21 protein-coding genes and 1 riboswitch are annotated in these 17,161 nt (G+C 71.3%); of the genes, 11 read left to right on the forward strand and 10 right to left on the reverse strand.

Features of this window, described 5'->3' with window-relative positions:
• Nucleotides 1-105: 105 nt before the first annotated feature.
• Nucleotides 106-669 (reverse strand): P-loop nucleotide/nucleoside kinase family protein, encoded by a 564-nt coding sequence (locus tag Aco04nite_RS10755; protein WP_212997043.1) that lies wholly within the window; start codon nucleotides 667-669, stop codon nucleotides 106-108.
• An 80-nt stretch (nucleotides 670-749) separates the two neighbouring features.
• Entirely contained in the window at nucleotides 750-1,448 is a 699-nt protein-coding gene (locus Aco04nite_RS10760) for a GbsR/MarR family transcriptional regulator (protein ID WP_212997044.1), read from the reverse strand.
• A 222-nt stretch (nucleotides 1,449-1,670) separates the two neighbouring features.
• On the opposite strand from Aco04nite_RS10760, the gene Aco04nite_RS10765 reads away from it, so the two are divergent.
• The 4 genes from Aco04nite_RS10765 to Aco04nite_RS10780 all read left to right on the forward strand — a co-directional run bounded on the left by Aco04nite_RS10765 (nucleotide 1,671) and on the right by Aco04nite_RS10780 (nucleotide 4,693).
• Nucleotides 1,671-2,339 (forward strand): DUF4097 family beta strand repeat-containing protein, encoded by a 669-nt coding sequence (locus Aco04nite_RS10765; protein WP_212997045.1) that lies wholly within the window; start codon nucleotides 1,671-1,673, stop codon nucleotides 2,337-2,339.
• A 64-nt stretch (nucleotides 2,340-2,403) separates the two neighbouring features.
• Nucleotides 2,404-3,468 (forward strand): serine hydrolase domain-containing protein, encoded by a 1,065-nt coding sequence (locus Aco04nite_RS10770; RefSeq protein WP_212997046.1) that lies wholly within the window; start codon nucleotides 2,404-2,406, stop codon nucleotides 3,466-3,468.
• 46 nt (nucleotides 3,469-3,514) lie between these two features.
• Nucleotides 3,515-4,339 (forward strand): alpha/beta fold hydrolase, encoded by an 825-nt coding sequence (locus Aco04nite_RS10775; RefSeq protein ID WP_212997047.1) that lies wholly within the window; start codon nucleotides 3,515-3,517, stop codon nucleotides 4,337-4,339.
• A 159-nt stretch (nucleotides 4,340-4,498) separates the two neighbouring features.
• Nucleotides 4,499-4,693 carry a hypothetical protein gene (locus Aco04nite_RS10780; RefSeq protein WP_212997048.1) on the forward strand — a complete coding sequence of 65 codons (195 nt, stop codon included), beginning with the start codon at nucleotides 4,499-4,501 and terminating at the stop codon, nucleotides 4,691-4,693.
• Between the two features lie 25 nt (nucleotides 4,694-4,718).
• Here Aco04nite_RS10780 and Aco04nite_RS10785 read toward each other — a convergent pair whose 3' ends face one another.
• The 4 genes from Aco04nite_RS10785 to Aco04nite_RS10800 are packed head-to-tail and all read right to left on the reverse strand — an operon-like array spanning nucleotide 4,719 to nucleotide 8,975.
• Nucleotides 4,719-6,749 carry an NAD(+) synthase gene (locus tag Aco04nite_RS10785; protein WP_212997049.1) on the reverse strand — a complete coding sequence of 677 codons (2,031 nt, stop codon included), beginning with the start codon at nucleotides 6,747-6,749 and terminating at the stop codon, nucleotides 4,719-4,721.
• Nucleotides 6,750-6,760: 11 nt separating this feature from the next.
• Nucleotides 6,761-7,282, reverse strand: a complete 522-nt coding sequence (locus tag Aco04nite_RS10790) for a DUF6817 domain-containing protein (RefSeq protein ID WP_212997050.1) — start codon at nucleotides 7,280-7,282, stop codon at nucleotides 6,761-6,763.
• Nucleotides 7,283-8,146: a Vgb family protein gene (locus Aco04nite_RS10795; protein ID WP_212997051.1), complete on the reverse strand. Its 864-nt coding sequence runs from the start codon at nucleotides 8,144-8,146 to the stop codon at nucleotides 7,283-7,285.
• A 10-nt stretch (nucleotides 8,147-8,156) separates the two neighbouring features.
• A complete protein-coding gene (locus tag Aco04nite_RS10800) occupies nucleotides 8,157-8,975 on the reverse strand; it encodes a dihydrodipicolinate synthase family protein (RefSeq protein ID WP_212997052.1) in 819 nt (272 codons plus the stop codon).
• Nucleotides 8,976-9,045: 70 nt separating this feature from the next.
• On the opposite strand from Aco04nite_RS10800, the gene Aco04nite_RS10805 reads away from it, so the two are divergent.
• Nucleotides 9,046-9,945: a LysR family transcriptional regulator gene (locus Aco04nite_RS10805; protein ID WP_212997053.1), complete on the forward strand. Its 900-nt coding sequence runs from the start codon at nucleotides 9,046-9,048 to the stop codon at nucleotides 9,943-9,945.
• Here the strand turns inward: Aco04nite_RS10805 and Aco04nite_RS10810 are convergent.
• Entirely contained in the window at nucleotides 9,930-10,592 is a 663-nt protein-coding gene (locus Aco04nite_RS10810; RefSeq protein WP_212997054.1) for a hypothetical protein, read from the reverse strand. The two genes, Aco04nite_RS10805 and Aco04nite_RS10810, sit on opposite strands and share 16 nt — an antisense overlap.
• Complete coding sequence (gene mycP / locus Aco04nite_RS10815) at nucleotides 10,589-11,842, reverse strand: type VII secretion-associated serine protease mycosin (protein WP_244875881.1); 1,254 nt, start codon at nucleotides 11,840-11,842, stop codon at nucleotides 10,589-10,591. Before mycP ends, Aco04nite_RS10810 begins: the two co-directional genes overlap by 4 nt.
• Before the next feature lie 149 nt (nucleotides 11,843-11,991).
• A riboswitch (cobalamin riboswitch) is annotated at nucleotides 11,992-12,068 on the forward strand.
• Between the two features lie 60 nt (nucleotides 12,069-12,128).
• Here mycP and Aco04nite_RS10820 point away from each other — a divergent pair.
• Genes Aco04nite_RS10820 through Aco04nite_RS10830 form a run of 3 tightly spaced genes read left to right on the forward strand, consistent with a single transcriptional unit; the run spans nucleotide 12,129 to nucleotide 13,674 of the window.
• Nucleotides 12,129-12,332, forward strand: coding sequence for a CbtB domain-containing protein (locus Aco04nite_RS10820; protein ID WP_212997056.1), 204 nt, complete (start codon nucleotides 12,129-12,131; stop codon nucleotides 12,330-12,332).
• The gene (locus tag Aco04nite_RS10825) at nucleotides 12,323-13,126 is read left to right on the forward strand and encodes a CbtA family protein (protein ID WP_212997057.1); all 804 of its coding nucleotides are present in this window, start codon (nucleotides 12,323-12,325) and stop codon (nucleotides 13,124-13,126) included. The genes Aco04nite_RS10820 and Aco04nite_RS10825 overlap by 10 nt, the downstream gene beginning before the upstream one ends.
• Entirely contained in the window at nucleotides 13,123-13,674 is a 552-nt protein-coding gene (locus Aco04nite_RS10830; protein WP_212997058.1) for a histidine phosphatase family protein, read from the forward strand. The genes Aco04nite_RS10825 and Aco04nite_RS10830 overlap by 4 nt, the downstream gene beginning before the upstream one ends.
• Here Aco04nite_RS10830 and Aco04nite_RS10835 read toward each other — a convergent pair.
• Together Aco04nite_RS10835 and Aco04nite_RS10840 are read right to left on the reverse strand one after the other, a co-directional pair.
• Complete coding sequence (locus tag Aco04nite_RS10835; RefSeq protein WP_212997059.1) at nucleotides 13,667-14,665, reverse strand: phosphotransferase; 999 nt, start codon at nucleotides 14,663-14,665, stop codon at nucleotides 13,667-13,669. The two genes, Aco04nite_RS10830 and Aco04nite_RS10835, sit on opposite strands and share 8 nt — an antisense overlap.
• Nucleotides 14,662-15,270 carry a hypothetical protein gene (locus Aco04nite_RS10840; RefSeq protein ID WP_212997060.1) on the reverse strand — a complete coding sequence of 203 codons (609 nt, stop codon included), beginning with the start codon at nucleotides 15,268-15,270 and terminating at the stop codon, nucleotides 14,662-14,664. The genes Aco04nite_RS10835 and Aco04nite_RS10840 overlap by 4 nt, the downstream gene beginning before the upstream one ends.
• A 63-nt stretch (nucleotides 15,271-15,333) precedes the next feature.
• Between Aco04nite_RS10840 and Aco04nite_RS10845 the strand changes: the two genes are divergently transcribed.
• The 3 genes from Aco04nite_RS10845 (at nucleotide 15,334) to Aco04nite_RS10855 (ending at nucleotide 17,140) form a co-directional block, all read left to right on the forward strand.
• On the forward strand, nucleotides 15,334-15,942 hold the full coding sequence (locus Aco04nite_RS10845) for a winged helix-turn-helix domain-containing protein (RefSeq protein ID WP_212997061.1): 609 nt from the start codon (nucleotides 15,334-15,336) through the stop codon (nucleotides 15,940-15,942).
• 3 nt (nucleotides 15,943-15,945) lie between these two features.
• Nucleotides 15,946-16,281, forward strand: a complete 336-nt coding sequence (locus tag Aco04nite_RS10850) for an SRPBCC family protein (protein ID WP_212997062.1) — start codon at nucleotides 15,946-15,948, stop codon at nucleotides 16,279-16,281.
• Between the two features lie 70 nt (nucleotides 16,282-16,351).
• Complete coding sequence (locus tag Aco04nite_RS10855) at nucleotides 16,352-17,140, forward strand: alpha/beta fold hydrolase (RefSeq protein WP_212997063.1); 789 nt, start codon at nucleotides 16,352-16,354, stop codon at nucleotides 17,138-17,140.
• Nucleotides 17,141-17,161 lie beyond the last annotated feature (21 nt).

A 17,161-nucleotide genomic window follows, 5' to 3' on the forward strand; every position in this document is an offset into this window, starting at 1 on the left:
GGTCGGGTTCTGCGGGCGCTGACCCCGTACAGCGATGTGGTGACGAGCAGAACCAGAGCCGCGGATAGCACAGAGCCGACGCCCGGGGGCCCGGGGCGACTCACGTCAGGGATCTGACCGACCGAGGGGCGGAAGACCGAGGGGCGGAAGTGAGGGCCAGCGGCCGGCAGCCCATTGCGGCCAGCTGGACCAGCCCGGTGGTGGGCCTGGCACGGGGCTGGATTCGTTGAGCTCGGTGGTGTCGGGTGGCTGGAACTGGGCGCGCCATGTGATCAGGTCGGTGTCTGACATCGGGAACGTCGTGTGGGGTGCGGTGGCCTGGCGGTGGGCGACGCGGGTGCGTTGGACGTCCTCGTCGACGGGCAGATAGACCACCGTGCAGGAGGCGCCGACCGAGGCTGCCAGCCAGCGCAGGGCCGAGCGTTCGTCGCGGCCCCAGAGGCCGAAGTCGAGCACGACGTTCGTGCCGATGTGCAAGGCCTGCAGGGCGACCATGATCAGGCGGCCTTCGAGCAGGTCGCGTTTGCCGTCGGGCTGGACGCCGTCGTAGAGCGCGATCATCCATTCGTCCGGGGTCAGTCTCAGGGCCCGGTGGGTGACGGCGAGGGCGGCGGCCCGGGTGGTTTTACCGGCGCCGGGCAGGCCGACGATGAGGAAGAGGTGCGGCATGGGTTGCTCCACGGATCAGGCGGGATGGTCGGGACACCGATCCGGCGGAGCGAATTTCCATGCAACCCATGCCGCCAACTCTAGCCTTTCGGGGGGTGCAGGATGTCGCGTGCCTGGTCCGCGGCGCGGATGATGGCCTCGGAGATGAAGTCGACGAAGCGGGCGATGTTCTCCAGGCGGTCGGCGGCAGGGGTGCCGGCGCCGAGGACGCCCACACCCTGACGGGCGATCACGCCGAGGTGGGCGGTGGAGCGGGCGCTGGCCATCGTGGACTGGTAGAGGACGTCGTCGTCGACGACGTAGCGTTCGCGGCGGCGGTCGTCGCGTTCGCGGCGGACCAGGCCCTGGGCTTCGAGGAACGCGATCGCCTTGGAGACCGATGCCGGGCTGATCCGCAGGCGCCCTGCCAGCTCGGCGGCGGTGAGGCCGCCCGCGTCGGTCATGTAGATCGCGGCCACGACCCGGGCCGTCATCTTGGGCAGGCCGCCCTGCTCGAAGACCGCCGCGAACGTCGCCTCGTAGTCCCGGACGGCTTGTGGGCGGGGCTGCGGGGCCGTGCCAGGGGTGGCGGTCTTCTTGCGCTGCCGGGCGCGGCGCTCGGTGGCCAGGCCGGCGAGGTCGGCGCGGTAGGCCGTGGGGCCGCCGTTGCGCATGACCTCGCGGGTGACGGTCGAGGTCGGGCGGTCGAGACGCCGGGCGATCTCCGCGTAGGGCAGCCCGCCGGCCAGGCCCGCGGTGATCTGCTGGCGTTCCTGCGGGGTGAGTCTGCCTCCCGGCATCACAGTCTCCTTCTCCGGTCACCGTTTCGTCCACAGTAGCTTTCACTTTCCAACAATTGCAACGGGTACGCCCGGGGTGTTGCGTTAGTTTCAGCACGGTTGCAATGATTTTAAGGCCCTGAGCTGCGTAAACAGCGCATTTATGCAACGGAAGCGTTGAGCGATCCGTGAAGGCAACGTAGCGTTTCATACATCGGAAACAACGCGAACAAGGAGTTCGACATGCAGACGTTCACCACCCCCGCCCCCGTCGCCGCCGTCCTCGACATCCCCGCCGGCCGGATCCGGGTCATCGCCGCCGACCGGGCCGACACCACCGTCGAGGTCCTGCCGTTCGACGCCGCCAAGAGCCGCGACGTGAAAGCCGCGCAACGCATCACGGTCTCCTACGGCGACGGCGTCCTGCGGATCGAGGCAGCGAAACCGTCCAGTGCGCTGCTCGGCTCGTCCGGATACGTCGAGGTGACCGTGCAGCTGCCCACCGGGTCGTCGGTCGAGGCGAAAGCGGCCAGCGCCGACCTGCGCGGCGTCGGACGCCTCGGCGACGTCACCGTCGAGGCCGCGGGCGGCTCGGTCGAGCTCGACGAGACCGCAAGCGCGCACCTGACCCTGCAGAACGGCGGGATCACGGTCGGCCGGCTCGGTGGCTCCGCGCAGCTCAGCACCCAGAAGGGCGGCCTGAGCATCACCGAGGCCGCCGCCGGCACCGTCGAGCTGCACACCGGGCACGGCAGCATCTCGGTCGGCGCCGCGCCCGGAACCGCCGCCTCCCTCGACGCCGGCACCTCCTTCGGCCGCGTCCACAACGCCCTCGCGACCACCGGCGGCGGCACCGCGCTGAGCATCCGTGCGACGACCGCCCACGGCGACATCAGCGCCCGCACCCTCTGAAGCGCCCGCGTCCTCTGAAGCGCCCGCACCTCTGAAGCATCCGTACTCTCCGAAAGGGATTGTCATGACCAGGGATCTGCAGAAGGCCATCGAAGAGTTCGTCGACGCCGGGTTCGCCGGGCTGCAGCTGCGCGTGCACGACGCGCAGGGCGAATGGGCCGGCAGCGCCGGCGTACGCAAGCTCGGCGACAACGCTCCACCCCCGACCGACGGCAGGTTCTGGGCGGGCAGCGTCGCCAAGCCGTTCACCGCCACGGTGGTCCTGCAGCTCGTGGCCGAGGAGAAGCTCGGCCTGGACAGCCCGGTGGCCCAGCATCTGCCGGGTCTGGGGCTCGACGAGCGGATCACCGTACGCATGCTGCTGCAGCACACCAGTGGCCTGTTCAACTACACCGGCGAGTACTACGCCGACGGGACGTTCGCACCGGGAATCCCCGCGACCGGCAAGGAATGGGTCGACACGCGCCTGCGGACCTACGACGCGCAGGAGCTCGTCGAGCTGGCCTTGGCGAAACCGGCGCGGTTCGAACCGGGCGCCGACTGGAGCTACTCAAACACCAACTACACCCTGGCCACGCTGCTGATCGGGGCGGTCACCGGCAGCTCGTACGGTGAGCAGCTGCACCACCGCATCCTGCGCCCGCTCGCATTGCGTGACACCCAGCTGGCGGGCACCACCACGGACCTGCCCCACCCGTACTCCCACGGCTACTACCGCTACCAGGACGGCGACGACTGGACGGTCACCGACGTCTCGCGCCAGAACCTGTCGATGATGCCCGGCGCCGGTGGTGCGATCACGACGACCCGGGACCTGCACCTGTTCTTCGCCGCACTCAACGACGGCACGCTGCTCCCGGAGCCGCAGCTGGCCGAGATGCGTACGCCGCAGGGCCCGATCGACTACGGCATGGGCCTGTTCGTGCAGGACCTCGGCCCGGACTGCGGCGGCGTCGTCTACCACCACAACGGTGGCGCACCCGGCGGCTACGGCGCCCTGATGTACAGCACCCCCGACGGCAGCAGGACCCTGACCGCCGGGCTGACGATGGGCGACGCCGCGATCAACCCGGCGGAGGTCTTTCCTCAGGCCCTGGACGCTCTCGTCAGGGCGGTCTTCCGCCAGTAAACTTATTGAGGGGCGGCCATGTGCCGCCCCTCAATAGGATTCCGGGATGGAGACGCAGGAACGGTTCGTGGCGTCCGGGCCGGTGCGGCTGTGGACCGAGCGTGCCGGGGATCCCGGCCACCCCGCCGTGCTGCTGATCATGGGGTCGGCGGCGCAGGGCATCAGCTGCCCCGACGCGCTGGTCACCGGGCTCGTCGACCGCGGTGTGCAGGTCATCCGGTTCGATCACCGCGACACCGGCCGTTCCAGCGTCGTCGACTTCGACACCCACCCGTACACCCTCGACGACATGGCCACCGACTGCCTCGCCGTGCTCGACGGCTACGACCTCGACGCCGCTCACCTGGCCGGCGGGTCGATGGGTGGGGTGATCGGGCAGTGGCTGGCCGTGCACGCCCCGGACCGCGTCCGGTCTCTGACGTTGCTGAGCAGCACACCGATGGGGCACCACCCGGAACTGCCGAAGCCGTCACCCGAGCTGCTCGCGCATTTCGCCGCCGGACTACCGCCGGGGGTGGAGACCGACGTGGCGCTGTTCCGCATCTTCAACGGGCCGGTCCGCCCGTTCGACGAACCAGCCGTGCGGGCGATGCTCGAGCGGGCGTTGTCGCGGGCCACCGACCCGGCCGCGGCGGCGAACCACCAACGGGCCGCGAGGACGCTCACCCCGGACCTGCTCGTCCCGCTGTCGTCGATCGTCGCGCCGACCACGGTCATCCACGGTGATCAGGACCCGATCTTTCCGCAGGAGCACGGCGCGGCGTTGGCTGCGGCTGTCGCGGGTGCGAACCTGCACGTCGTACCCGGGATGGGGCATGTGTATTTCTCTCCGGGCCTGCCCGAGGAACTCGCCGGGATGATCCGGCTGTGACTGTGCCGGGAACTCCGGGTTCCGTAGTGTGGCGCCATGAACGGTGATTGGGTGTCGGTGTACTCCTCGGACGGTGGCGGTCGTTTCACCCTGGCCGGTTGACTGGCTGACCGTGGCATCGACTGGGACCCCTTCAAGGAGGGTGAGGTCCGGGGCGGTGTGGCGTGCGGCCGCGACGACGAGACCGGCCGGTGGTGGTGCAGGCACTATCTGGACATCCACGCGGGCGCGCTGTGGCGGCTCGGCCTGCATCCGGATCAGGCACTGTCCCGGATCGTCAGCCGCCCGTTACCACCGTCGCAGGTCAAGAAGATCCTGGCGGAGCGGTTGGCACTCGAGGCATGGCGCAGCTGATCCTGCGGCATGTGGGGGTAGCGGATCAGGGCTCCCAGCGGGCGAGGTCGCGCAGCCAGGCGTGGGCCGTGCCGTCCGAGGGGGCGCGCCAGTCACCGCGGGGGGAGAGTGAGCCGCCGGCGGACACCTTGGGGCCGTTGGGCATGGCGGAGCGTTTGAACTGGGCGAACTGGAAGAAGCGGCGGCAGAAGTACTCGAGCCATTTGCGGATCTCCGGCAGGTCGTACTCTCCGCGGTCGGCTTCCGGGAAACCGGGTGGCCAGGCGCCGGCGGTGACGTCACGCCAGGCGTGCCAGGCCAGGAAGGCGATCTTCGAGGGGCGGAAGCCGTAGCGCAGGACGTGGAACAGGGTGAAGTCGTGCAGGGCGTACGGGCCGATCGTCGACTCCGTGGACTGCGGGGTGTCGCCCGGGACGAGTTCGGGGCTGATCTCCGTGCCGAGGATCGCGGTCAGCGTCGCGGCGGTGGCGGCGTCGAACTGGTCGCTGGCGACGACCCAGCGGATGAGGTGCTGCATCAGGGTTTTGGGGACGCCGGAGTTGACGTTGTAGTGGCTCATCTGGTCGCCGACGCCGTACGTGCACCAGCCCAGGGCCAGCTCGGACAGGTCACCGGTGCCCAGGACGATGCCGCCGCGCTGGTTGGCGAGCCGGAACAGATAGTCGGTGCGCAGCCCGGCCTGGACGTTCTCGAAGGTCACGTCGTAGACCGGCTCCCCCGCGGAGAACGGGTGGCCCATCTCCTCCAGCATGATCCGCGCGGCGGGCTTGATGTCGAGCTCCGCGGCGGTGACCCCGAGCGAGCGCATCAGGGCGTGGGCGTTGGCCTTGGTGTGGTCGCTGGTCGCGAAGCCGGGCATCGTGAACGCGAGGATGTCGGTGCGGGGCCGCCCGGCGCGGTCCATCGCGCGGGCCGCGACGATCAGGGCGTGGGTGGAGTCGAGACCCCCGGAGACCCCGATGACGACTTTCGGGCCGCCGATGGCGGCGAGGCGCTGGGTCAGCCCGGCGACCTGGATGTTGTACGCCTCGTAGCAGTCCTGCGCGAGGCGCTGCGCGTCGGCGGGCACGAACGGGAACCGTTCCACCTTGCGGCGCAGGCCCAGGTCGGTGGCGGGCGGGTCGAGCCGGAACGCGATCTGCTGGAAGTCGCCGGTGCGCTCGGCGTGGGTGCGGCGGTTGTCGTCGAACGTGCCCTGCCGCTGGCGTTCCTGGCGCAGCAGGTCGAGGTCGATGTCCGCGATCGCCGTGCGGTCGTCGAGGGGGAACCGCTCGGTCTCGGCGAGCAGGACCCCGTTCTCGTAGATCATGGTCTGCCCGTCCCAGGACAGGTCCGTGGTCGACTCCCCGGCGCCGGCCGCGGCGTACACATAGGCGGCCAGGCACCGTGACGATGCCGAGCGGACCAGCAGCCGGCGGTCCTCGGCGCGGCCGACGGTGATCGGGCTGCCCGACAGGTTGACCAGCAGGGTCGCTCCGGCGAGGGCGGCTTCGGCGCTGGGCGGCACCGGCATCCACATGTCCTCGCAGATCTCCGCGTGCAGGACCAGGCCGGGCACGTCCTCGGCGGTGAACAGCAGATTCACCCCGAACGGTACGTCCACCGCGCCGACCCGGATCGTGGCACTGCGCTCGTCGTCCCCGGCGGCGAGCTGGCGCTGCTCGTAGAACTCCCGGTAGTTCGGCAGGTACGACTTCGGGGCCACCCCGAGGACCCGCCCGCGGTGGATGACGACCGCGCAGTTGTAGATGCGGTTGCGGTGCCGCAGCGGCGCCCCGACCACGAGCACGCTCAGCAGATCGGTCGTCCCGGCGACGACGGTCTGCAACGCCGTTTCGACGTCGTCGAGCAGGACGTCCTGCAGCAGCAGGTCCTCGATCGAATAACCGGACAGCGTCAGCTCGGGAAACACCGCCACGGCGACACCCTCGTCGGCGCAGCGTCGCGCCTGCTGCAGGACCGCGGCGGCGTTGACCGGCGGGTCCGCGAGGGCGGTGTGGCCGGTGCAGGCGGCGACCCGGGCGAAACCGTGCTGGTAGATCGACCGCATGTTCATCACCGAAGATCTTACGCCAGCACCCGCCGCACCTCGGCCTGCACCGGCGCGGACAGCAGGGGCGCCCAGGCCGCGAACAGGTCCCGGAAGTAGCCGCCGTAGCGCGCGGCGATCGCCGGGTCCTGCTCGAGCACGTCCAGCTCGTTGATCACGCTGAGGTCCGCGAACGGCGTCACGAGCCCATCGGGCAGCGGCACCGCGGTGTCCGTCCAGCGGTCCCACACCTGCCGGGTTTCCGGGAGCGTCTTCCACGTGCGGGAACGTTCGCACGACCCGTACCGGTGGACGAGGTCTTCGGCCAGGTCGCCGATCAGAGCCTGCAGCGGCCCGCGGTCGGTGTGGTCCACCAGCGCCAGATCGAACCCGTCGGTGCTGTACGCCGCATGCGTCAGCCCCGCCACCTGCACGTCCCGGTCGTGTCCCAGCGCACCGAGCCGTTCCTGCACCCGGTTGAGATGCGCGTAGAGGGTCCCGCCGGGGTGTTCGACCGTCTCGGTCCCCCGCGCCCGCAGCCATGCCCTGATGTCGTCCATCTACGACACGATATGCGCGACGCGACCGATTTCCAGGGCCGCCCACACCCCGCCGGTGGCGTCGACGGTGATGCCGTGCGGCTCGGACTTCTCGGTGGGCAGGTCATGAGCGGTGAGCGTGCCGTCCGGGGTGCGATGGCCGATCCTGTTCGCGCCCCACTCGGTGAACCAGAGGTCCCCCACGCCGGCGGCGGTGATCGCGTGCGGCCGGGCCGCCCGGTCGCTCAGCGGGAACTCCGTGACCGTGCCGCCGGTGGTGATCCGGCCGAGCTGCCCGGCACCGATCTCCACGAACCACAGGTCGACACCGTCGCTGGTGATACCGACCGGTGCGGCACCCGGGGTGGGGAGCTCGTGCAGGCGCACGTCACCGCCGGTGGTGATCCGGCCGATCGCACCGGCCTGGTTGAGGGTGAACCACAGCGCCCCGTCCGGCCCTGCGGTGATCATCGCCGGGAACGCCGCGTCGGGCAGGGAGAACTCCGTGACCGCGCCGTCGGGTGCGAGCCGGCCGATGCGGCTGGTGGTCATCGCGGTGAACCACAGCGCCCCGTCGGGCCCGGCCGCCAGCCCGTACGCTCCGGAGCCCGTCGGCAGCGGGAACGAGCGCAGGTCGGTGCCGACGCGGCTGATCGTGTCGTCGCGGGTGCGGGTGAACCACACGGCGTCGTCGGGGCCGGCGACGATCACGGCGGGCTGGCTCTGCGGGGCGTCCAGGCCGATCGTGGTGACGTCACCGCCGGGGCCGATCCTGACGAGCTCGCCGCTGTGTGCGCACGTCACCCACAGCGTCTCGTCGGGGCCGGTGGTGAGGGAATACGGTCCGGCTTCGGGCCCGGTGATCGTGAGCTCTCGGATATCCACCAGGACGACCTTAAACGGACAGGGCCAGGTGCAGGCTCGCCGCGGAGGCGGGCAGCAGCGGCAGGCGGACGTCCGGGGTGGGGATGCGGCCCCGGGCGTGCAGGACGGCTTTGATGACGGTCGGGTTGGGTTCGGCGAACAGGGCCAGGGCGAGCCGGGCGAGGCGCGGCTGGGGCTCCCGGTCGTGGACCAGAGCCGTGAACGCTGCGGTGTCCAGGTGGGCGGAGGCGATGATCGCGCCGGGGACACCCATGCTGAGCAGCGGGGCGAGGAACGCGTCGTCGCCGCAGAGGATCGCGAGGTCCGCGGGCGGGTCGCTGAGCAGATCGACGACTGTGGTGTCGATGCCGCCGGCGGCGAGTTTCATGCCGGCGACCCCGTCGATCGCGGCGATCCGCCGCAGCGCCGCGGCGCTCAGGGCCTGCCCGGTGCGGTAGGGCACGTGGTATGCCAGGACCGGGACCGGGCTGCGGGCCGCGAAATCCTCGAAATATGCGACCACGCCGTCCTCGCCGGGCAGCAGGAACGGCGGGACCAGGGTCAGCACAGCAACGGCATGCGACGGCACGCCCGCGGCGTCGCCGATCCGGTTGGCGCCGACGATCAGCTGCGCCCGCCTGGCCCGGCACACCCCGGCGATCACGTCGAGGACCCCGTCGCGTTCCTTGTCGTCGAGCGAGCCCGGCTCCCCCGTGGTCCCGAGCGCCACCAGCCCGGCCGCCCCGCCGTCGAGGACGTCGTGGGCGAGGCGTTCCAGCGCGTCGAACGCCACCGCGCCGGAGGCGTCGAACGGGGTGATCAGCGGCACGTACACACCGGCGAAAGTCATACGACTACTTTCGACCCGCACGACCTTAAGGTCCAGTTCCGTTTGGTACGCCCGAACGTAAGCTGACCTGATGCTCGACGTGCGCCGCCTCCTGCTGCTCCACGACCTGTCCCGCCTCGGCACGATCGCCGCGGTCGCGCAGGCACACACCTACACGCCGTCCGCGGTGTCCCAGCAGCTCGCCGCCCTGGAGCGCGAGGCCGGTGTGCCGCTGCTGCGCCGCACCGGGCGCAGTGTCACGTTCACCCCGGCCGGGCGGGTCCTCGCCGAGCAGGCCCGGACGGTGCTCGCCGCCCTGGAGCAGGCCGACGCCGCTCTCGCCGCGGTCGCCACGGGGCTGAGCGGGCCGCTGCGCATCGGGGCGTACCCGTCAGCGGTCCGGACCCTGCTCCCACCGGCCCTGGTGACGCTGGGCCGTGAACATCCCGGGCTGGAACTGCTGGTGACCGAGCTCGACCCGGCGCAGGTCCCCGACGCGTTGCGGGACCGGCGCCTCGACGTGGGCCTGCTCAACGACTACGACGTGGTCCCGGCCGCGGACGACGGCACCCTCGACACGGTGCAGTTGCTCGACGAGCGGGTCTTCCTCGCCGTCCCCGAGGGCGCGGGGGCGGCCGGGCTGGACGACGTGCGGGACAGCCGGTGGATCCTGGCGAGCCCGGGGACGTTGTGCCACACGATGACGGTCCACGTGTGCCGTGCGGCCGGGTTCGCGCCGCGGCCGCGTCACTACGCCGACGACTTCACGACCGTGTTGGCGCTGGTCGCGGCGGGGCAGGGCGTGTCGGTGGTGCCGCGGCTCGCGGCTGCGTACCCACCGCCAGGGGTTGATCTGATCCCTCTGCCCACCCGCCGGCGGACCCGGGTCGCCTGCCGTCGCGGTGCGCTCACCCACCCGGCGGTCGCCGCCTGCACGGCCGCCCTGCGCGACAGCACCGCGGCGTTCCTGGGTGATCAGAGCGCCGGGTAGCCGATCTGCGCGATGTCCTGGGCCAGGTCGCTCAGCGCGACCTCGGGGTTGAGGCGGCGGACCAGGCCGTCGGTCAGCGGGCGTTGCTGGAAGATCTCGATGACCGCGTCCAGGTCGACGGGCATCTCGTAGTAGTCCTCCGCGAAATCCTGGTAGACCGCCGCCGTGCCGCCCAGCAGCAGCTCGAACAGCCATGCTGAGCCGTCCGGGTCGTCGTCGTCCGGGAGGTCGACCTGCCCGGTGTGCCAGTGGTCGTCGCCGGTCTCGCGCCACAGGCACACGGTCGCGGCGAGGGTGCCGAGGCTGTTGCTGAACGCCGGCTCGTCGACGCCGAACCGCAACGCCTCGGGGACCGTGTCGACCAGGCCGGGCCACAGCTTGCCGTCGTTGCCGTACGGGCTCATCCGGGCCTCGTGGTCGAAGCCGCGCAGGAACGCACCCGCGGGGCTGAACACGATCGACCATTCGTCGCCGGAGCCGTTACGCATCGACGCCATCTGCTGATCGGGTGCCCAGTGCTGGTTGAACGAGAAGTAGCGGTAGTCCCATTCGGGGCTCAGGACCGCGTCGGTCATCGCGAACACCCGGCAGCGTTCCCGCAGGGTAGGGAGATCCGGCAGGGCCCGGGCGACGTCGTGGGCGGTCATCGGGTGGACTCCAGGGTGCGCGAGTCGAACGGGTTCTCCTCGGCCGGGGCGGTGGGGTCACCGGGACGCCAGCCGCGGCGGCGGCCCTTGCGGATCGCGGCGGCGACCAGGACGACCAGGACGACGACACCGGCGCCGATCGCCGCGAACAGCAGGGCCCGGTCCTGGGCGTCGGCGCGGCGCTGTGCCAGGGCCAGCGCGGCCGGGTCCTGAATGATCATGACCTTGGCCGGTGGGGTGGGCGGGGTGTCCGGGCCGAGGGTCTCGGTCAGCGCGCGGTACGGGTTGAGGATGCCGGCGCCGTACTCGTCACTTTTCGCGCCGCCGGGGGCCGCGTCGGCGGTGGCCAGGATGCGCCGGGAGATCTGCGCCGGGCTCAGCGTCGGGAAACGCTGCTTGACCAGGGCCGCGGTCGCCGAGACGTACGGGGTGGCGAAGCTGGTCCCGCTGTCGGAACGCTGCCCGGTGCGGGGGGTGGCGACGGTGACGTCGCGGCCGGGGGCCATGACGTCGACATAGATGCCGTGCTGGGAGAAGTCGCTCTTCACGCCGGTCGCGTCGATCGAGCCGACACCGATGACGCCGGGCAGCTTGGCGGGATAAGGGTCGGGGTTGCCGTCGGTGGCGTGGTTACCGACCGCGGCGACCACGACGACGCCCTGCGCGATGACGTCTCTCACCGCGGCGATGACCGCGTCGCTCTCCCCGGTCATGACCAGGGACATGTTGATGACGTCGGCGTTGCCACCGGACGGGCTGGCCGCCCACCGGATGGCCTGGGCGAACACCGCGGGGCTGGCCGGTTCGCCGCTGGTGCCGCCGTTCGCGGTGTCGGTCTGCTCGCTGACGCGCACCGGGACGATGGTGGCGTCCGGGGCGAGACCGCGCAGGCCCGCCGCGGCGCTGGGTTTCGCGGCGATGATGCTCGCCACTTCCGTGCCGTGCCCGATGCAGTCCTGCCGGGCGTCGCTGTTGTTGTGCAGGAAGTCCTTGCCCCGGTCGACCTGACCGTCGAGCTGCGGGTTGCTGTCGTCGACGCCGGAGTCGAGCACGGCGACGCGGATGCCCCTGCCGGTGGCGAACGGCGCGAGCCGGTCCGGGGCGAACAGCGCGGTCTCGTACGGCACCGCCTTGCTGTTCTGCCCTGCCTGGACCTGCTGCTGGCACACGAACGCTTTCGCCTGTGCCGGTGCGGCCGGGAGCAGCACCCCGGCGACCAGCGCGGTCACGGCGACCGCTGCCCTGCTCATGACCATGTCGAACCCCCGTACAACGACCGGTCTGGATGGTACCGGCGTGGCGGCGGGCGCGGGGACCCGGTGGTGGTGACCTCCGCCGCGATTGACCGGCTCACCGGGGCACAGCTAGGTTGAGGACACCATTTCTGCGGCGTCGTGAGGGAAACCGGTGTGAATCCGGTGCGGTCGCGCCACTGTGAACGGGCCCTTTCCAACCGGGGTTCGTGAGTCAGGACACTCATGCGTCGCAGGCCTGTCGATCGGGACGCGTCATCCCGCAAGGAAGGGTCTAATAGTTATGTCCAAGGTTCAGGCGGTTCGCCCGCTCAACGTTCCGGCGGTCTCCCCCCGGGTGCTGTGGACCGCTGCCGCCGTGGTGGCCGGTCTGCTCCTGCTCGCCTACCTGGTCGCGTTCGACCAGGGCGCGGTGTCGCAGAGCGGCATGTTCCTGCACGAGCTCATGCACGACGGGCGTCACCTGCTCGGCGTTCCGTGTCACTGACGGGCCGGGCGGCTGCGCCTACCTACGGCGCCATTCTGCTGCGGGGGTTGCTCGCGGGTCTGATCGCCGGGCTGCTGTCCGGTGTCTTCGCGTATTCCCTGGGTGAGCCCAAGGTCGACGCGGCGATCGCCATCGAGGAAGCCAACTCCCAGGCCGCGGCGACACCCGCGGCTGACGGGCACTCCCACGACGAGGAGGAGCCCCTGGTGTCACGCGACGGTCAGAAGGGCGGGCTGTTCCTGGCCACCGCCCTGTACGGCGTCGTGATGGGCGGGCTGCTCGCCACCGCGTACACCTTGTTGCGCCGCCGGTTGCGGACCTCGGACGACTCCCGGGCCTCGCTCGGGCTGGCCGCCGCGGCGTTCGTCGGCCTGGTGCTGGTGCCGTTCGTGAAGTATCCGCCGAACCCGCCCGCGGTCGGTGACCCGTCGACGATCAACCAGCGCACGATCAGTTACCTGTCGATCCTGGTGATCGGTCTCGTGGCGGTCTGGGCCGGTGTCCTCGCGTCGCGGTCGCTGCGCGCCGGGGCACCCGAGTGGCTGCGCCTCGTCGCGGGCCTGGCCGGGTTCCTGGTCGTCGTGGTGATCGGTTACGTGTTGCTGCCGAACATCGACGAGGTGTCCGAGACGTTCCCGGCGAGCCTGCTGTGGAATTTCCGGATCACGTCGCTGGGCACGCAGGCGACGCTGTGGCTGTCGCTGGGGATCGCGTTCACGGCGCTGCTGTCGCGGCTCGGGAAGCGGCGCGAGAGTGTCGCGAGCGCACCCGAAGCGGAGTCCGTGCCGGTGTGAGCGGGCTGCGGTTGCTCGCCTGCGCGCCGACGGCGGCCCTACGGGGTGCGCGGTTCGGCGGCGACGAGGATCTCGACGAGGGCGGCCGCAAGGCCGCCCTCGCTCTGTCCGCGTTCGGCCGCGGCGACATGTGGGTCTGCGCGCCGTCCCGCGCGTCGTGCGAGACGGCGCAGGCCCTGGGTCACACCGCGGCGACCGAGCCGGACCTCGCCGACCCGGACTTCGGCCACTGGAACGGCAAAAGCCTGGACGAGGTAGCGCTCGCCGACCCGGACGCCCTGAAGCAGTGGCTGACCGACCCGGGTGCGGCCCCGCACGGCGGTGAGTCCCTGGTCCGGATCCGGCAGCGCGTCGGCGAATGGGTCGACTCGATGGCCCGGCACCGGGTCGTCGCGGTGGCACACCCGATCGTCGTGCGGGCGGCGCTGACCCACGCGCTGGGGCTGCCCGACGAGCGGTTGTGGAGCCTGGACGTGGCGCCGTTGTCGCTGACCCGGCTGATGTGGCGTTCGGGTCGCTGGAACCTGCACTTCCCCGCCGCTACGTGAGTGTCTCCCGTGCCCAGGCCGCCACGGCTTCGAGCACGGGGGCACGACCGGCGAAGATCGCTTCGGTGTCGCGGCTGTCGTAGGAGCCTCTGCGGGGTGCCGCGGTGAGGGCGCCCAGCATCCGGGGCGCGAGCCAGTAGTACTTCGCCGCCCCGGTGGCCTTGATGGCCCGGTCGATCAGGGCGGCGTCCACGCCGGCCAGGCCGCGGCGGTATCCGTCGCCGACCGCGGCGGTCACGTCGCCGATCAGGGTGATGTCGATGAGCCCGTCGAAGAACGTGTCCAGGGTCAGGTTCGCGACGTCCTCCCCGATCGCGCCCGGCCCGACGAACGCCCAGTCCAGCAGCACCGGCCCGCCGTCCGTGACGATCAGGTTCATGGGCCACAGGTCGTGGTGGCACAACGTACGCGGCAACCGGTCCGCGGCCGCGAGCACGTCACGGCGGCGTTCCCACAACGTCCGCAGCTCCGCCCGCAGCGCCGGTGACCACGCCGCCGCGGCGATCGGGTGGTCCCAGTCGAGGTCGACGGCAAGCGACTGCGAGGTCGTGTAGTCGCGCAGGAAGTCACGGGCCAGCCAGGGCTGCGCCAGGGGTCTGCCCAGCCAGCGGGCCTGCGCGACGCCGATGCGGTAGGCGACGTCGCCGAGCTCGGCACTGCCGCACGCCGTTCCGGGGGTTCCCGCGACGTCTTCGAGCCACAGCTCGACCGATCCGTCGGCACGCTGCGCGGTGTCCAGCAGCCGCGGGGCGCGCACGCCGGCATCGGCGAAGGCAGCGCCGGCCAGACCCGATTGGTACGCGAGGAGCTCGCGCCGCCAGTAGTTCCAGTGCCCGGGCTCGTCGGAGGCCTGGAAGTGCGCGACCGCATCGGGACGCCCCGGGGTGGCGACCTTCAGCACCCTGCTGACGCCGTCGTCACCACGCACCCGCCAGATCCCGCCGGTCGCCCCGTTCATGGTGTTGTGCTGCAATTCCTCGCTCGTCGTCACGTGCTCGTTTCTACCGCACCCCTGTCGGTGTCGTGTTCGGTGATCAGCGCGGGGAACCAGGTGGTGTCGTCCTGGTCGGTGCTGAGCAGCTCGACGACCTGCTGCGCGTCGTGCAGTGTGGTCAGCAGGCCGGCCTTTCCCGGCCGGATCCCGCGCTCGTCGTATCCCTCGGTGCCGTGACAGAGCCAGCTGTGGAAACGGCCGACGTCGAAGCCGAGCACCTCGAACCCGAGAACAATGCCGGGTGGGGTGGGTGCGGGCTGGGCGAGGTGCAGCCGGACCGGATGGGGGAGGTCGTCGATCCACTGCTCCATCAGGGCCGTCAGTTCGGTGACCTGTGCCGGCGCGACGCTCATGCTCAGGACGTGCGCGGGGTGCGGTACGCGGCGGACGGCGTCGGTCGCATGCCGCAGGGACAGCTGCCAGGGTTCGAAGAGCGGTTGCTGCCATTCCTCGAACTCCGGGCCGGTCGGGAGGAAGTCCGTGAGGCAGTCGCTGACGGTGGCAATCGCGCGGGGCAGGCCGGCGGTCCAGTCCGCCACCGGCGGCACCCAGCGGGGTCCGGCCACGAATCCGGCCAGGACGAACGTCTCGGGATCGGTCACCGCTCCATCATCGGGGGTGATCCCCTGCTGGACAAATTATTTTGTCGGTGGGAGGGTGGCGGCATGGATGACGTGGCGGTGATCGAGGACGCGGCGGCGGCGGAGGTCAGTCTGGATCCGATCCGGTCGCGGTTGCTGGCGGCGCTGGCCGAGCCGGCGTCGGCGGCGATGCTCGCCGCGCGGGTGGGGCTGCCGCGGCAGAAGGTGAACTATCACCTGCGGACGCTGGAGCAGCACGGGCTGATCGAGCTGGTCGAGCAGCGCCGCAAGGGCAACATGACCGAGCGGATGATGCGGGCGACCGCGTCCAGTTACGTCATCTCCCCCAGCGCGATGGCGGCCGTCGCCCCGGACACGTCCCGTGCGCCGGACCGGTTGTCGGCGCGGTGGCTGCTGGCGGTCGCGGCCCGGCTGGTCCGTGATGTCGGGGAGCTGATCACCGGGTCGGTGCGGGCGGACAAGCGGGTCGCCACGTTCGCGATCGACGGGGAGGTCACGTTCGCGACCGCGGCGGCGCGGGCCGCATTCGCCGAGGAGCTGACGGCGGCGGTCACGCACCTGGTCGGGCGGTATCACGACGACAGCACGCCGGGCGGCCGCAACCACCGCATCGTCGTCGCCGTCCACCCCAGCGTGACCAGGCCCGGTGCCGGCGTCGAGCGGGAGGGCTGAGCGGTGGGAAAAGAGTTCGAGACGGCGTTCGAGGCGCAGGTGCCGGCGGATCCGGAGCAGGTGTGGGCGGCGATCGCGACGGGTCCGGGGATCAGCAGCTGGTTCGTGGGGCGCACGGAGGTCGACGGGGACACCGTGCGGACCTCATTCGGCGACGACTGGATGCCCGCGGGGACGGTCACTGCCGTGGAGGCGGGGCGGCGGTTCGCTTACGGGAGTGCCCCCGGCCCGGACGGCCGCTGTGTCGCGTACGAATATCTGGTCGAGGGTGTTGATCGTGGCTCGACCGTCGTGCGGGCCGTGACCAGCGGGTTCTGCGGGGGATGCACGGCGCGATGATCGCGAGTCATGCCGCGTTCGGGATCGTTGATCGTGATCGTTGGCGGCTTCTACTGGAGAAGAGTGGTTCATGAGTACGGTGACGTCGGCTGACGGGACGCGGATCGGGTTCGAGACGTCCGGGTCGGGGCCCGCGGTGATTCTGGTCGACGGGGCGATGACGCATCGCGGGTTCGGGCCCTCCGGTGACCTGGCGGTGGCGCTGTCGGATGCGTTCACCGTCTACCGCTACGACCGGCGCGGGCGGGGCGAGAGCGGGGACACGGCGCCGTACGAGCCGCGGCGGGAGGTCGAGGATCTGGCCGCGCTGCTGCAGGCGGCCGGTGGGTCCGCGGCGCTGGTGGGGGTGTCGTCCGGGGCGGTGCTGGCCGCCGACGCCGCGAACGCGCTGCCCGGGGTGACGAAGCTGGCGCTGTACGAGCCGCCTTTCATCGTCGACGGCACCCACGCGCCGCGCCCGGACGCGTTCCTGCCGGAGATGGAGGCGCTGGTCGCGGCCGGGGACACCGGCGGGGCGGTGAAGAAGTTCCTGCGCAGTGTCGGCATGCCCGGTTTCGCGGTGACGATCATGTCGGTCCTGCCGCCGTTCCGGAAGATGCGGGCCACGGCGCCGACCCTCCCGTACGACCTGCGGGTCCTCGGCGACACCGGGCGCGGGCAGCCGCTGGACCCGTCGCGGTGGGCTCGCGTCACGGCCCCGGCGCTGGTTCTGGACGGCGGGAAGAGCCCTCAGTACATGCGTAACGCCGCGGCGGCGCTGAGCGCGGCGTTGCCAGGCGCGCAGTACCGGACGCTGCCCGGGCAGACCCACATCGTGAAGGCTTCGGTGCTCGCGCCGGCGGTGAAGGAGTTCCTCTAAGCGCATCGCGGGTTGCGGCCG

Source organism: Winogradskya consettensis, from assembly GCF_018332715.1.
Classification (GTDB): Bacteria; Actinomycetota; Actinomycetes; order Mycobacteriales; family Micromonosporaceae; genus Actinoplanes; species Actinoplanes consettensis.